This is a genomic window from Ignavibacteria bacterium, from assembly GCA_025612375.1.
Taxonomy (GTDB): domain Bacteria; phylum Bacteroidota; class Ignavibacteria; order Ignavibacteriales; family SURF-24; genus JAAXKN01.
This window is the reverse complement of sequence record JAAXKN010000003.1, coordinates 109262-124166: the sequence shown is the minus strand read 5'-3', so window position 1 is coordinate 124166 and position 14905 is coordinate 109262. Positions and strand designations below refer to the sequence as shown.

Sequence of the window (14905 nt, the reverse complement as noted above, 5' to 3'; positions counted from 1 at the left end):
ACTATGACACCTACACTCTCAATAATAATAGTCAACTACAATTCCAGAAGCGTGCTGCTGGACTGCCTGGATTCCCTGCTCGAAAGCCGGTACTGTTTTCCTTACGAGGTATTTGTCGTAGACAATGCCTCCTCGGAAAATATAAACGATCTTGAGGAAAAATATAACCAATTCAGATTCATTTTTAACAAAAACAATCTCGGCTTTGCGGCTGCTAATAATATTGGCATTAAACTGGCAAAGGGGGAGTTCATACTGCTCCTGAACCCCGATACCATCGTCAATAAGGATTCTTTTCAGCCTATGATTAACTACCTCAGGAACAATCCTGAAACCGGTATTGTGGGCTGCAAAATCTTTAACGCCGAAGGGGGTATTGAACGTTCAACACACTCTTTCCCGTCTTTAATGAAAGAGTTCGTCCATGCAAACGAGTTTCTTAAAGCCTTGATGAGCTACGACAGCTTTTTCGGTAATCTGTTAAAAAAGAAATCCCGGATGAAAGCATTCGACAGCTACTGGGATCACGACTCCGAAAGGGAAGTGGACCACGTTACAGGCGCCTGCATGATGGTAAGGCGTGAGGCTATTGAAAAAGCCGGGCTTCTCGATGAGGCTTTCTTCCTTTATAACGAGGAGGTTGAGTGGAGCCTCAGAATCAAAAAAGCGGGCTTTAAGTCTATTTTTCTGCCCGATTCCACCATTATTCACCTCTTCGGCCATTCAACCGGCCAGAGGGTACAAAAGCAGAAGGTTAATCGTTTACTTGTTGAAAGATACCGCGGAATGCTATATTTTTTCGGCAAGCATTTTGGCTTTTTGAAACAGATGCTCCTTAGAGCCATAGTATTCGAGGGATTTGCTTTGCGTTTGTTATTCAATTATATTAAGACATTACGTCCCTCATTGAAGAACAGAACTTCGGTTTTGGAAGAAAATAAATATTATAAACAAATCATAAAATTGGCGTTTATGCGCTGTTATGACTGGAGGAAGACTGAATGAATATAGCTTTTCTAAATCCGCCCTTTCATCCTAAATATTCCCGCGGCTCCCGCAGTCCTGCCGTTACTAAAAGCGGTACCGTCTATTACCCCATTTGGCTGGCACTGGCGGCGGGGATGGCAGAGAAAAACGGGCATAATATCACCCTGATTGATTCTCCTGCCGAGCTCCTTTCGGCAGACGAGACAATTGAAAGACTTAAAGCATTTAAGCCCGGTCTGGCGGTAATTGAAACCAGCACCGGCAGCATCACTAACGACATTAGTTTTTCGGGAAAACTCAAGGAAGCCTTCCCGGGCCTTTTTATCTGCCTTGTTGGTAACCATGTTACTGCTCTTCATTATGAAGTGGTTTCCGAAAACCCAAAAATTGATGCTGTAGCCCGAAAGGAATACGAAGAAACAGTCTCTGAACTGGCAAGGGCTCTTGATGAAGGTACGCCCCTTGATGGGATTAAAGCCCTGACCTGGAGAAAAGACGGGCAGACACTGACGAATGAACCCCGCCCGGACAATATGGACCTCGACAGTATGCCTTTTGCAAGTCAGGTCTTTAAGCGCTTCTGCAGCCCTCATAACTATTTCTTCTCTGCAGGCAGGTTCCCGCAGATGATGGTCTATACAGGACGCGGCTGCCCCTATCTCTGCTCCTACTGCGTTTATCCGCAGAACTTCTACGGGCATAATTACCGGCACCGCTCACCGGAGAACATTGCGGCAGAGTTCCGCTACATTGAAGAAAATTTCCCGGACGTTGTTGAGGTTACCATTGAGGACGATACATTTACGGTTTATAAAAAACATACTATCGAAGTCTGTAAACTCCTCATTGCACAGAAAAACCACCTTACATGGACTTGCAACGTAAGAGCAGACTTGGATGAGGAAACGATGCGCTGGATGAAAAAAGCCGGCTGCCGCCTTATTATTATCGGCTTTGAAAGCGGATCAAATGAGATCCTGAAACTCATGAAAAAAGGCCTGAGAACAGAGCAGTTCAAGGCCGCTCAGAATGCCAAAAAAGTCGGACTTTTGGTGCATGCATGCTATATGATGGGTAACCGCGGCGAAACACTGTCTACTATGAAAGAGACTCTGGAACTGGCAAAGAAAATGAATACCGATACGGCTCAGTTCTTCCCTCTAATGATATATCCTGGTACAGAAGCATATGAATGGGCAAAAAAGGAAGGCCTTATCAATGCCAAATCCTTTGACGAATGGCTTACGCCCGAAGGCCTGCATAATACCGTCGTGCGTACTCATGATCTTTCAGGACAGGAAATTGTGGACTTCTGCAATTACGCCAGACGCGAATACTACCTCAGACCAGCTTACTTTGCAATGAAGCTGAAGAATATTGTAACAAATCCTGCCGAACTTAGAAGAACAGTTAAGGCGTTCCTGACTTTCTATAAATATCTCTTTAATAAGAATAATAAGGAGAACAAAAAGAAGTTTGAGCGCAAGCTGGCAGAGATTTCAACCGGCAGCAGCAGCCCTCTGGGTGCAAGCTCAGCCTCTGGTGAAGGAGAAAAAAAAGAGGAAATGACGGCACAAAGATAAATTTCTAGAATGTTTCCCTGCGGTAGATTTTATTCTGATTGAATGATTACCTCCTTCTCTTTTAGGGAGAGGGAGGTAAAATGTTTTTCTTTCCTGTATATCCCAAAAACTAAAAAAACCTGCAACGCCACTAATATTATAAATTAATATTTGTTATATTTTATAGCCAAAATATTATCAATAAATGTAAAATATGCTTTCAGACTTAATAGTGGTTATTCTATTTATATTTCTAATATTTATTTCAATCCATTCTTATATCTTATATCCGGTCATAATTAACATTATTGCCCGGCTTAAGGGAAAGAATCCGGAAGAAAATTCATATTACCCGGAAGTCTCAATACTATGCTCAGCTTATAATGAAGAAAAGGTAATTGAAAATAGGATTAAGAACATTCTTTCCCTGGATTATGACCTTAGTAAAATTGAGATGCTGATCGGCTCCGACTGCTCAAGCGACAGGACAAATGAGATGCTCCTGGAACTGCAGAGAAATCATCCCTGGCTGAAGGTCCATATTTTCTCCCAAAGACGCGGCAAAGCTGCCGTAATAAACGACCTGGTTAAACTAGCACGGCATGAAATCCTCGTTTTTACCGACGCAAATACCGAATTCGACAGAAATTCCCTTAAACTTCTGCTGGAAGATTTTTACGCCACTGAAATAGGCGGCGTAAGCGGAAGACTAATACTGTTAGAACCTGAGGCCAATAGAAGTGAAAGCGTAGAGGAGAAAAAGTACTGGGAATATGAAACTCTGATTAAAAGAGCTGAAGGCAGATGCGGCATCCTAATCGGTGCTAACGGCGGCATTTTTGCAATAAGAAAAAAGCTCTTCAGGGAAATTCCTACAAAAAAAGCCGTTACTGACGACTTCTTTATATCTCTCAGCGTACTGGAGAAAGACTACAGGTTCATCTACCGCTATGATGCATTTGCCTTTGAGGAAGTAGGCCGCAGCGTCAGCCTGGAGGTAAAAAGAAAGATCCGCTTTGCATCTACAAATTTTCAGACGATGTTTTTCTTCAGGAAGCTTCTTTTTAACAAAAACATCCTTGTGTCCTATGCTTTCTGGTCGCATAAAATTACAAGGTGGTTTTTACCTTTTATATTGATAATCACATTCTTACTCAATATTTTGATTCTCGGAAATGGCGGCTTTTTTGTGGCCGCTTTTGCTGCACAACTATTGTTTTACGCTGCCGCATTATTTGGCTATATACTTTCTCTCTTTAAGATCAGAATGACAGCCTTTTCGCTTCCGTACTTTTTTGTGGTGGCTAATATGGCTCTGCTTCTGGGGTTTTTCCGGTTTATGTCGGGAAAGCATTCAATTATTTGGCAATCGACTCCTAGGTAATTACTTGAACAGAAAACTAGAAAAAATATTAGTATTAACGGTTGACTTTATTGCTATCAATTTAGTCTGGACTCTTTTCTATCTGCTGAGGGTGGAATCCGGTTTATTCAGCCTTTTCTCTGAACCTGAGTTCCTCCTTCCTATGTTTGTAGTCTATCTCTACTGGTTTTTTGTGTTCATATTCGTGGGAATGTACCGCACGTGGTTTGCTCTTTCTCGCTTTGATGAGCTTTCCACGCTGTTTAAAACGTCATTTGTTGCAATCTTTATTCTCTTCTTTGTAATCTTCCTCGATGATTATATGCACGGCGAAGCCTCCAATAACAGAATACTGATCTTCATTTACTGGGGAGTCTTTTTCATTATTGTCAGCTTCGGAAGGCTTTTTGTTAGAAGCTTTCAGAGAAACCTGCTCATTAAGGGCTTCGGCAGGAGAAACACACTTATCGTCGGCTTTAATCCTAAAGCTTTTGATATGCTGGACAGGATTGAACGCTACAGGGCGTTGGGACTGGACGTTAAGGGGTTCATAGCCGTTTATGACGAAAATATCGGTAAGGAATATAAAGGAATTAAAGTTTTGGATAATTATCAGAATATTGAAAAAGCAATTGATGAAACAGACACAAGGGAAGTAATAATTGCTCTCGATAAGCACCACGAAGATGCAATGATTGGTGTTATAGCAAAGTGCGATCCCAAAAATGTGGGCCTGAAGATTGTACCCGACCTTTATGAAATTATAAGCGGTCAGGCAAGAACAACCCATATCTACGGATTTCCGCTTATCGACATTATGCCGGAGCTGATGCCGGAATGGGAAAAAAAAGTAAAACGCCTAATGGATATTTCCATTTCTTTGATTATTTTATTAATTTCTCTTCCGGTTACGTTAATTATTTCTGTTTTAATAAAACTCGACAGCCCGGGTACCGTGCTCTACAAGCAAAAGCGTTCAGGACTTAACGGTAAAGAATTTGATATCTATAAATTCCGCTCAATGAGAAACGACGCCGAGAAATCTACAGGCCCGGTCTGGTCGCAGAAAAACGATCCCAGAATTACGCGTGTGGGAAAATTTATACGCAAGGTCAGAATTGATGAAATACCCCAAATGATAAACGTCTTAAAAGGGGAGATGAGTCTCGTAGGTCCCAGACCAGAGAGGCCGTTTTTCGTCGAAAAACTCTCGCAGGAGATACCCCTTTATAAGAAAAGGCTTAAGGTACGCCCGGGCGTTACGGGCTGGGCTCAGGTTAAGCATAAGTACGACGAGACAATTGAGGACGTGAAGACTAAACTGCGCTACGACCTGTTTTATATTGAAAATATGTCGCTCCGCATGGACTTTAAGATCCTTTTCAGAACAGTATTTGTGGTCCTTTTTGGTAAAGGACATTATGAATAAAAATGGAGCTAAAATGAAAATCAATATGGTGGATTTGAAGAAGCAGTATGCTTCTATTAAAAATGAAATAGATGCAGAAATTATGGACGTGGTGGAATCTACTCAGTTCATCATGGGTAAGAAGGTAAGTGACTTTGAGAACGGATGCGCAGCTTATCTCGGCGTAAAACACGCAATCGCATGCGCCAGCGGAACAGACGCCCTCCAGATTGCCATGATGGCTCTGGATATTAAACCAGGTGATGAAGTTATCACAACACCTTTTACTTTTGTCGCCACGGCTGAAACTATCGCTCTTCTTGGCGCAGTGCCGGTCTATGTCGATATCCTGAACGATACCTATAATATCGATCCTTCGAAAATTGAAGCCGCTATTACACCAAGAACAAAGGCTATTATTCCTGTCCACCTTTACGGACAGGCAGCAGACTTGGACCCCATACTTGAAATTGCAAGAAAGCACAACCTTTATGTAATTGAAGATGCCGCACAGGCATTTGGAACTGAATACAAGGGAAAGAAAGTCGGAACAATTGGAACTATAGGAGCAACCAGCTTCTTCCCCAGCAAGAACCTTGGAGCTTATGGCGATGCCGGAATGGTCTTTACACAGGATGACTCTTTGGGTGAAAAAATCCGCATGATTGCTGCCCACGGCTCAAAGGAACGTTATGTTCACGAACTCCTGGGCCTGAATTCCAGAATGGATGCCCTGCAGGCAGCTGTTCTGAATGTAAAACTGAAATATATAGATCGGTGGAACGAGGCAAGAGCCAACAACGCCAGCCTTTACAGGGAAAAACTTCAGCAGGCAGATGTTGTAACTCCTTTTAAGGCAGACTTCTCTACTCATATCTATCACCAGTTCTCTATAAGGGTTAAAGACAGAAAAGGACTTCAGGAATTCTTGTCATCCAAGGGTATACCTACTGCAGTCCATTATCCTATTCCTCTTCACCAGCAGCCGGCATTCGTTGATGAGTCAAAAACTTATCACCTGCCCGTAGCTGAAACTGTAGCGCGTGAGATCATCTCACTGCCGATGTATCCTGAACTTACTTTAGAAGAAATAGAATATATAGCAAACGCCATAACTGAATTCACGGGGAAGAAATAAGCTTTATGGATGGAAAATCAATCGTTATAATTCCGACTTACAATGAGCTGGAGAACATCAGCGTACTTATACCGGACCTGATGGACCGGTATCCTCATCTTGATATTCTTATCGTTGACGATAACTCTCCCGACGGAACGGCAGGTTACGTGAAAAAAATGCAGGAAAATAACGGTTGTATTAAACTTATTGAACGCTCCGGAAAAATGGGCTTGGGAACTGCTTATGTAGCCGGTTTCAGGTTTATGCTTGAAAACGGCTACGACTATGCCATACAGATGGATGCCGATTATTCACACGACCCGAAGGAAATTGGAAATTTCTTCCGCGAGATCAGGAATTGTGACCTCGTTATCGGCAGCCGCTATATTACCGGAGTCAATGTGGTTAACTGGCCTATGCGCAGGCTCCTGCTCAGCTACTTCGCAAGCTATTATACCAGGTTTATTACAGGTATTCCGGTTGCTGACTGTACAGGGGGATTCAAGATGTTCAGGCGCAAAGTGCTTGAAACCATTAACCTCCAGGATATCAGAAGTAACGGTTATTCCTTTCAGATTGAAATGAACTATAAGGCCTGGAAGGCAGGCTTCAAAATAAAGGAGATTCCCATTATCTTTATCGACCGCGTTAAGGGCCGCTCGAAGATGAATAAGAAAATCGTGCGCGAAGCCGTCCTTATGGTCTGGAAACTCAGATTTAAAAGTATTTTTGGCAGATTATAATTACAATAATGATAGACCTATCTGTAATTATCGTAAATTTTAACGTCAAAGAGTTCCTGCAGAACCTCCTGGGTTCTATTCAAAAGAGTACCGGAAATATTTCAACAGAAGTTATTGTTATTGACAACGCTTCCGATGACGGAAGCGTTGAAATTTTACGCGAAAAATTCCCCTGGGTCAAACTCATTGCAAGTGAAAAGAACCTCGGATTTGGACGTGCAAACAACCTGGGACTTGAAATCTCACAGGGTAAATATATACTCTTATTAAATCCCGACACAATCGTCCAGGAAGATACATTCCAGAAGCTCATCTCTTTTTTCGAAAAAACTCCCGATGCAGGGCTTGCCGGCTGCAAGGTCCTTAATTCCGACGGCACGCTGCAGCTTGCGTGCAGAAGAGGCTTCCCGGGTCCCTGGACTTCTTTTACAAAAGTTACCGGCCTTAGCAAACTCTTCCCCAAAAGCCGCCTTTTTGCCAGGTACAACATGACCTACCTTAGTGAAAACGAAACCTACGAGGTTGATGCAATCTCTGGCGCTTTTATGATGTTGAAGCGCGAGGTCTATGAAAAGGTCGGCGGCTTCGACTGCCAGTTCTTTATGTACGGCGAGGACCTGGACCTTTGCTATAGGATCCAGAAGGCGGGCTATAAGGTTTACTATGTCCATGATACGCAGATAATCCATTATAAGGGGGAAAGCACAAAAAGAAGCAGCCTGGATGAAACCAGAGTATTCTATGAGGCCATGCACCTTTTTGTAAAGAAGCATTTTTCATCTTCCTTTATGGTGGAAATAATTCTGCGCTTTGCAATTATTATACGGCAGCTTTTTGCTTCCTTGAATGTCTATAGGCTGGTGGCTCTGGCTCTCGTTTTCGACTTCCTGTTTTTCGACCTCTCACTTTTTGCTGCGGCGCATTTGTATCAGTCACCCCACTGGCACGGCTTTCCTCAGGATACAATACTTGGCATCTATACAATCCCGGCTCTGATCCAGATATTAATTGCATCCATGACCGGGGCTTACAAAAAGGACTCAATTTCTGTCCTGCGCGTACTCTATTCAATTGTGCTTGGTTTTTTTATCCTGTCTTCTGTTACTTTCTTCTTTAAACAGTATGCATACAGCCGCGCTGTTGTTCTGTCTACCTATGCAATCCTTTTATTCATGCTGCCGGCCTGGCGCATTATTTTCAAGCTCGGCTTTAAGCTTGGACTTAAAGAGGAGATCTATAAAACCAGAACACTCATCGTCGGCACCGACCGCCACTCTGTCGACTTGGCTAAGAAACTTAAAAGCAAACTGACGAGCATTCAGAAAATTGCCGGCCTGATCGGCTTGAACAGAAAACAGGTGGGGGAGAAGATAGAGGGGATGGATGTCCTCGGAAGCATTGATAATATTAAAAAGATTATAAAAGAAAAGAAAATAACCGAAGTCATCTTTGCCTCCGGCGAAATGTCTTATAACCAGATGCTCGCCGTGGTTTCAGAATGCCAGGGGGAGAACGTGGACTTTAAGGTTGCCGGAAGCGAACTGGATTACCTCGTCGGCAAATCCTCCATTACAATGCTCGATGAGATCCCGCTGCTCGAGATTTTTTATAATATTTCCACTTTGACAAGCAAAGTAACCAAAAGAATTTTTGACTTCGTACTCGCAATTCCGGCTTTGATCTTTATTTATCCTTTCATATATTCGTTCCGGAAAATCGGACCTAATAGCAGCGATTTCTCGAGATTCGTTCTGGGGCTGCCTGAGGTCCTATCGGGCAAAAAATCCATCGTCGGACCCTTCAGGCAAAGAACTGATACGGATCTTTACCTTGGCCGAAGCGGCCTTACCGGCCTCTGGTACACAGAGGGCTTGGACAACACGGACCGCGACGAATCAATAAAACTTGATATATTTTATGCCAGAAATCAAAATATCTGGCTGGACCTGGAGATTTTGGGCAAAACTTTTAGTAAAATGTTTAGTGGTATGGAGAACTAATGGCTAAAGCAGTATTGGATTTTGAAAAACCAATCTTTGAACTTGAAAGTAAAATAAACGAGATGCGGCAGTATCAGGGTAAACTTGATATTGCGGATGAGATAACTAAGCTTGAAAGAAAGGTCAGAAAGTTGAAAGAAAGCGTTTATGGCGATTTGACTCGGTGGCAGAAGGTCCAGCTGGCCAGGCATCCCGAACGCCCTTTTACACTGGATTATATTTACCTGATGGCAAACGATTTTATTGAGCTCCATGGCGACCGCCAGTGTAAGGATGATAAATCAATCGTTGGCGGATTTGCTAAGATAGATGAACATAAAGTGATGATAATAGGGCACCAGAAGGGGCGGGATACAAAAAGTAACGTATACAGGAACTTTGGAATGCCGAACCCCGAAGGTTACCGCAAGGCTCTGCGCCTGATGAAACTTGCAGAAAAATTTAACCGGCCTGTAATTACAATGCTCGATACGCCGGGGGCCTACCCGGGCCTTGAGGCTGAACAGCGGGGACAGGCCGAGGCTATTGCCCGCAACCTCCTTGAAATGAGCCGCCTCAGAGTCCCAATTATTGTTGTCATTATTGGCGAGGGAGCCAGCGGTGGCGCCCTTGGAATTGGTGTGGGCGACAGAATACTTATGCTCGAGAACTGCTGGTACTCTGTAATCAGCCCTGAATCGTGCTCAAGCATCCTCTGGAAAAGCTGGGACTTTAAAGAACAGGCCGCCGAGGCTCTTAGGCTTACTGCCCCTGACCTCCTTCAGCAGAAAATAATCGACAGGATCATTCCTGAACCCCTGGGAGGCGCCCATACCAACCATGAGCTCGCGGCAAAAAATCTTAAGGCTGCCATAATAGAAGAGCTTACACAGCTTCTGAAGCTTAAAACTGAAAAGCTCCTTGACTACAGATTTGCCAAGTTTGCTAAAATGGGCGTATGGCACGAATAACGTTATTATTGAATATTTTGAAAATTAAATGAAAATCATCTAATGCTGTTAAATAAAACTTATATAAGGGTGCGTTATGCCGATACAGACAAAATGCAGTTCGTCTATAACGGCAAATATCTGGAGTATTTTGAGGTAGGAAGAACAGAACTTTTGAGGGCCATCGGCCTTCCTTATAGTTCAATTGAATCACTCGGCTTTCAGCTCCCGGTGCTTGAGTCTTTTATCAGGTACAAAAATCCCGGCCGCTACGACGACCTCCTTGAAGTGGAAGCCTGCGTAAAGGAAATACCCAGGCCCAAGATCCATATTGATTACATCGTACGCAGAAGTCAGACCGGAGAGGTGCTGGCAGAAGGATACACCGAACATATCTTCATGAAGGAAGATACCAAAAAAGCCGTACGGCCCCCTCAGTTTTATATTGATGCCCTTTTGCCCCATATGACGGAAGTTGAAGAAAAATGAGGAATAATAATTCTATGAATCTGCAGTCTGAAATAGACAAAATAATAAGAAGAGCATTTGATGAAGATGTTGCCTCCGGCGATATTACAACAATTGCAACGGTACCTGAAAATGTTCAGGGTAAAGCCGCCTTTCTGGTTAAAGATGAAGGCATTATTGCAGGACTTGACGTTACCGAAAGAGTATTCCATCTTCTGAATCCCGGACTTATCTTTATCCCATATACAACTAACGGATCAAAGGTCAGTCAGGGACAGATTATTGCCGAAGTAAAAGGGAGCGCCTCTTCAATCCTTACTTCCGAAAGAACAGCTCTTAACTTCCTTCAGAGAATGAGCGGCATTGCAACTCTTGCAGGACGCTTTTCTGAACTGGTAAAGGGCACAAAAGCCCAGATAATAGATACAAGAAAAACTGTTCCGGGCCTTAGGATGCTTGACAAGCTGGCTGTAGTTCAGGGCGGCTGCAGGAACCACCGCCAGGGGCTTTTTGATATGTTTCTGATTAAAGATAACCATATCGCGGCCTCTGGATCAATTACCAGGGCAGTGGAAGCCTGCAGGGAATATATGAAAAAAAATAACTTTAGCTCTAAAATAGAAGTTGAAGTTACCACAATTGAACAGACTAAAGAAGCTCTGAATTCTAAGGCCGATATAATCATGCTGGACAACTTCGACGTCAGGCTTATGAAAGAGGCAGTAGCTTTAATCAACGGCCAGGCTCTCGTTGAGGCCTCAGGCGGCGTAAACTTAAACACCGTACGCCCAATTGCCGAGACAGGAGTGGATTTTATATCCGTAGGCGCGCTGACACACAGCGTTAAGGCAATGGATATTTCACTGAATTTAATAATGAATGCCTGAGAAATTAGAGCGGGTGAGAATAGTGTTTTCCGCCTTTTACTAAGTTTGCAGGAGATAGATTGTTTTTGAGTAAGACGACATTATGAGAGAGAAATTTAAAGAACTGACAAAAGATACAGCTGTTTATGGCATTAGCACTATTCTTAGCAGGTTTTTAACCTTTATTCTGGTCCCTTTTTATTCCCACGTCCTGGGTAAGGCTGAAAACGGTATAGTAGGCTATATTTACGCCTATATTGCATTCCTGAATATCATATATCTTTATGGGATGGATTCTGCTTACCTTAAGTACGCCTCTTTAAATAAAGATGAAAAAAATAAAAAAAGCGTATTCTCCACGCCTTATATTTTTGTAACCATTACATCGGTTGTTATTTCTCTTCTTATCATTATTTTCAGACCGCAGGTAAATGCAGCCATGGATATACCTCAGGACAGGTGGGATATATCATATTACTTTACCTTTATCCTGTTTTTTGACGCACTTGCGGTAATTCCTTTTGCGCACCTCAGGCTCCTCCGTAAGGCAAGGAAGTTCGCACTGATTAAAACTATCAATATTATAGTTAACGTGGCACTGAACATCATACTTATCCGCGGCTTTAAGATGGGAATGATGGCTGTTTTCATCAGTAACCTTGTGGCTTCAGTGCTTACACTCATCCTGCTTGTGCCTGAGATAATGAAGAACCTTGAAATAAGAATTAATAAAGAACTCCTAAAAAAGATGCTCAGATTCGGGCTGCCGTACCTTCCGGCAAGCCTTGCATCAATGGTAATACAGGTAATTGACCGCCCGATCCTTCTTATGATGACTGATGAAAGCACTGTCGGCGTCTACCAGATAAATTACAAACTGGGCATTTTCATGATGCTCTTCGTCTCAATGTTCCAGTACGCATGGCAGCCGTTTTTCCTCCATAATGCCAAAGAGAAAAATGCAAAAGAGCTCTTTGCAAAAGTTCTTACTTATTTCGTCCTTGCCGGCAGCGCTGTGCTGGTGGTTCTTTCACTTTTCATAGACGATCTTATCCGTGTCCGCATTATGGGCTTTACCCTCATTGGGGCGGCTTACTGGAGCGGCGCCAATATTATACCGATTGTACTTTTAGGATATCTTTTTAACGGCATATATGTGAATTTTACGGCGGGAATTTTTATTGAGGAAAAAACAAAATATCTGCCATATATTACGGGGCTCGGCGCCCTGGTTAACGTAGGCGTGAACTACACACTTATTCCTCACTTCGGAATAATGGGAGCCGCTTCAGCTACACTGGCAAGCTACGTGGTTATGGCCATTGCCTTATTTATAGTCGTGCAGAAATTCTATAAAATTGATTATGAATACGGTAAACTCTTCAAAATATTGCTTTCAGTGCTTATTCCTGCAATAGTCTATTATGCCGTTCCAATCCATTCCATATTGTTCAGGTTTGCGGCCCTGATCCTTTTTATCGTCCTCCTGTTTTTGCTTAAAATAATAAACAAGGATGAGGTAAAGGCTCTCAAAAAGACTTTCCTGCCTCAAAGGCGTGTGGCCGGTGCATAGCGTTGATGCATGGGTAATTTTGCCTTGCTTAGTAATTAATAAATAATAATCAAGTTGATTTTGCCCAAAGTTGACATTAAATTCTTATAGCTCTTTACGATTAGTTTTAGAAAAGTACTTCGTCCGGCTTAAGCGATCAAATTCCAATTCGTCCGCCCGGGATCTTATTAAATTACTGGCTTACAATGAGTGAAAATATAATACTAAAAATCAAAAGAATTTCAGACGAATTCTCCAACCTGCCCCTGCCGCAGTATGCAACCAGGGGAAGTGCAGGGCTGGACCTTTGTGCTGCTTTGAAAGAACCCTATGTAATTAAAAAAGGGGCAATTGCACTTATACCGACGAATCTTTCTGTCGAAATTCCTCATGGCTATGAACTCCAGGTCCGCCCGAGAAGCGGACTGGCAATTAAGCACGGAATAGGCGTCCTGAATTCCCCAGGAACCATAGATTCTGACTACAGGGGAGAAATTAAAGTTATACTTATTAACTTCGGCGGGGCGGACTTTACCATTAATTGCGGTGACAGGATTGCACAGATGGTCCTGTCAAAAGTTTATACCGCTGAGCTAATGGAGACCGACAGCCTTTCTGAAAGTAAAAGAGGACAGGGCGGCTTCGGTCATACAGGCCTGGAAAGCAGGTAAGAGTCAGGTTAATTATGGCAGAGTTTATACATTTACATAATCATACACATTACAGCCTTCAGGATGGCGCCTGCACGGTCTACGACCTGGTAAAGGCGGCTAAAAAGAACAACATGCCGGCTGTGGCCCTGACGGACCACGGTGTTATGTTCGGCATCTCCGAGTTTCACCGCGTCGCAAAGAAAGAGGGGATTAAACCGATTTCGGGCATGGAAGCCTACGTTGTGGCAGAAGGCAGCCGCTACGATAAGGGTAAAGGTGATGACTCTAACGGGAAAAAACGTACAAGAAATTATCATCACCTGGTCCTGCTGGCAAAAAATAAAACCGGATATAAAAACCTTTCTAAGCTTTCCACTTACGGCTACACACAGGGCTTCTACTACAGACCCAGAATTGACCTCGAGCTCTTGCGCGAGTACGGAGAAGGCCTCATTGCACTTTCTGCCTGCGCGGGCGGAATCGTTTCGGTCCACCTGGTCAACAACGACTACGAAAAGGCACGCCGGACTGCAGTGACTTATAAGGAAATTTTCGGCGACGACTTCTACCTCGAAATCCAGGACCACAAAATGGAAGTCGAAAAGAATATCCTCGCCGGCATGCCAAAGCTTTCCAAAGAGCTCGGAATCAAGCTTGTTGCAACAAACGACTGCCATTATATAGAAAAAGACCATGCCATTGCGCATAACATCCTCCTTTTGCTTGGCGATAAAAGCGGCACTGCCGATTACCATCATCTCCGCTACGAGACTGACCAGATCTATTTCAAGAGCGCCGATGAAATGGCAAATCTTTTTAAGGGCTATGAGGGTGCAGTTGAAAACACGCTTGAAATTGCAGATAAAGTGGATTTCGCCCTTGAGTTCGAAGGACACCTGTATCCGAAATTCCCGATCCCTCCGGAGTCAGGGGCAGAAACTCTCGATGAATATTTTGAACAGATTGCCCGCGAGGGCCTATATAAACGCTTCAAAAATGTGACGCCGGAACTTGAGGACCGCTTTAACTACGAGATCGATACCATTAAATCGATGGGCTTCTCAGGCTACTTCCTCATCGTTCAGGATTATATTAATGCCGCAAAAAGCAGGGGGATACCAGTGGGCCCTGGCCGCGGAAGCGCCGCCGGAAGCCTCGTTGCGTATGCCGTCGGCATTACAAACGTCGACCCTTTTGAATTTGACCTCCTGTTTGAACGATTCTTGAACCCGGCCAGAAAGTCCATGCCTGATA

General features: G+C 43.4%; 13 protein-coding genes. All 13 read left to right on the top strand.

Annotated features, from left to right (window positions below; translation table 11 throughout):
• The first annotated feature begins 3 nt into the window (after window positions 1-3).
• The gene (locus HF312_03715; GenBank protein MCU7519296.1) at window positions 4-1005 is read left to right on the top strand and encodes a glycosyltransferase family 2 protein; all 1002 of its coding nucleotides are present in this window, start codon (window positions 4-6) and stop codon (window positions 1003-1005) included.
• Complete coding sequence (locus tag HF312_03710; protein ID MCU7519295.1) at window positions 1002-2570, top strand: radical SAM protein; 1569 nt, start codon at window positions 1002-1004, stop codon at window positions 2568-2570. Before HF312_03715 ends, HF312_03710 begins: the two co-directional genes overlap by 4 nt.
• 211 nt (window positions 2571-2781) lie before the next feature.
• The gene (locus HF312_03705) at window positions 2782-3933 is read left to right on the top strand and encodes a glycosyltransferase family 2 protein (GenBank protein ID MCU7519294.1); all 1152 of its coding nucleotides are present in this window, start codon (window positions 2782-2784) and stop codon (window positions 3931-3933) included.
• Between the two features lie 4 nt (window positions 3934-3937).
• Window positions 3938-5341: a sugar transferase gene (locus tag HF312_03700; protein ID MCU7519293.1), complete on the top strand. Its 1404-nt coding sequence runs from the start codon at window positions 3938-3940 to the stop codon at window positions 5339-5341.
• A gap of 13 nt (window positions 5342-5354) precedes the next feature.
• Window positions 5355-6458, top strand: coding sequence for a DegT/DnrJ/EryC1/StrS family aminotransferase (locus tag HF312_03695; GenBank protein MCU7519292.1), 1104 nt, complete (start codon window positions 5355-5357; stop codon window positions 6456-6458).
• Between the two features lie 5 nt (window positions 6459-6463).
• The gene (locus HF312_03690) at window positions 6464-7183 is read left to right on the top strand and encodes a polyprenol monophosphomannose synthase (protein MCU7519291.1); all 720 of its coding nucleotides are present in this window, start codon (window positions 6464-6466) and stop codon (window positions 7181-7183) included.
• Between the two features lie 8 nt (window positions 7184-7191).
• A complete protein-coding gene (locus HF312_03685; GenBank protein MCU7519290.1) occupies window positions 7192-9183 on the top strand; it encodes a glycosyltransferase in 1992 nt (663 codons plus the stop codon).
• On the top strand, window positions 9183-10133 hold the full coding sequence (locus HF312_03680) for an acetyl-CoA carboxylase carboxyltransferase subunit alpha (protein ID MCU7519289.1): 951 nt from the start codon (window positions 9183-9185) through the stop codon (window positions 10131-10133). Before HF312_03685 ends, HF312_03680 begins: the two co-directional genes overlap by 1 nt.
• A 42-nt stretch (window positions 10134-10175) precedes the next feature.
• Complete coding sequence (locus HF312_03675; protein ID MCU7519288.1) at window positions 10176-10601, top strand: acyl-CoA thioesterase; 426 nt, start codon at window positions 10176-10178, stop codon at window positions 10599-10601.
• Window positions 10602-10615: 14 nt separating this feature from the next.
• Window positions 10616-11467 carry a carboxylating nicotinate-nucleotide diphosphorylase gene (nadC, locus tag HF312_03670; GenBank protein MCU7519287.1) on the top strand — a complete coding sequence of 284 codons (852 nt, stop codon included), beginning with the start codon at window positions 10616-10618 and terminating at the stop codon, window positions 11465-11467.
• A gap of 82 nt (window positions 11468-11549) precedes the next feature.
• Complete coding sequence (locus tag HF312_03665) at window positions 11550-13019, top strand: flippase (protein MCU7519286.1); 1470 nt, start codon at window positions 11550-11552, stop codon at window positions 13017-13019.
• A gap of 185 nt (window positions 13020-13204) precedes the next feature.
• Window positions 13205-13669 (top strand): dUTP diphosphatase, encoded by a 465-nt coding sequence (gene dut, locus HF312_03660; GenBank protein ID MCU7519285.1) that lies wholly within the window; start codon window positions 13205-13207, stop codon window positions 13667-13669.
• A 14-nt stretch (window positions 13670-13683) separates the two neighbouring features.
• Window positions 13684-14905: DNA polymerase III subunit alpha (gene dnaE, locus HF312_03655; GenBank protein ID MCU7519284.1), on the top strand; the 1222-nt coding region annotated here is incomplete at its 3' end.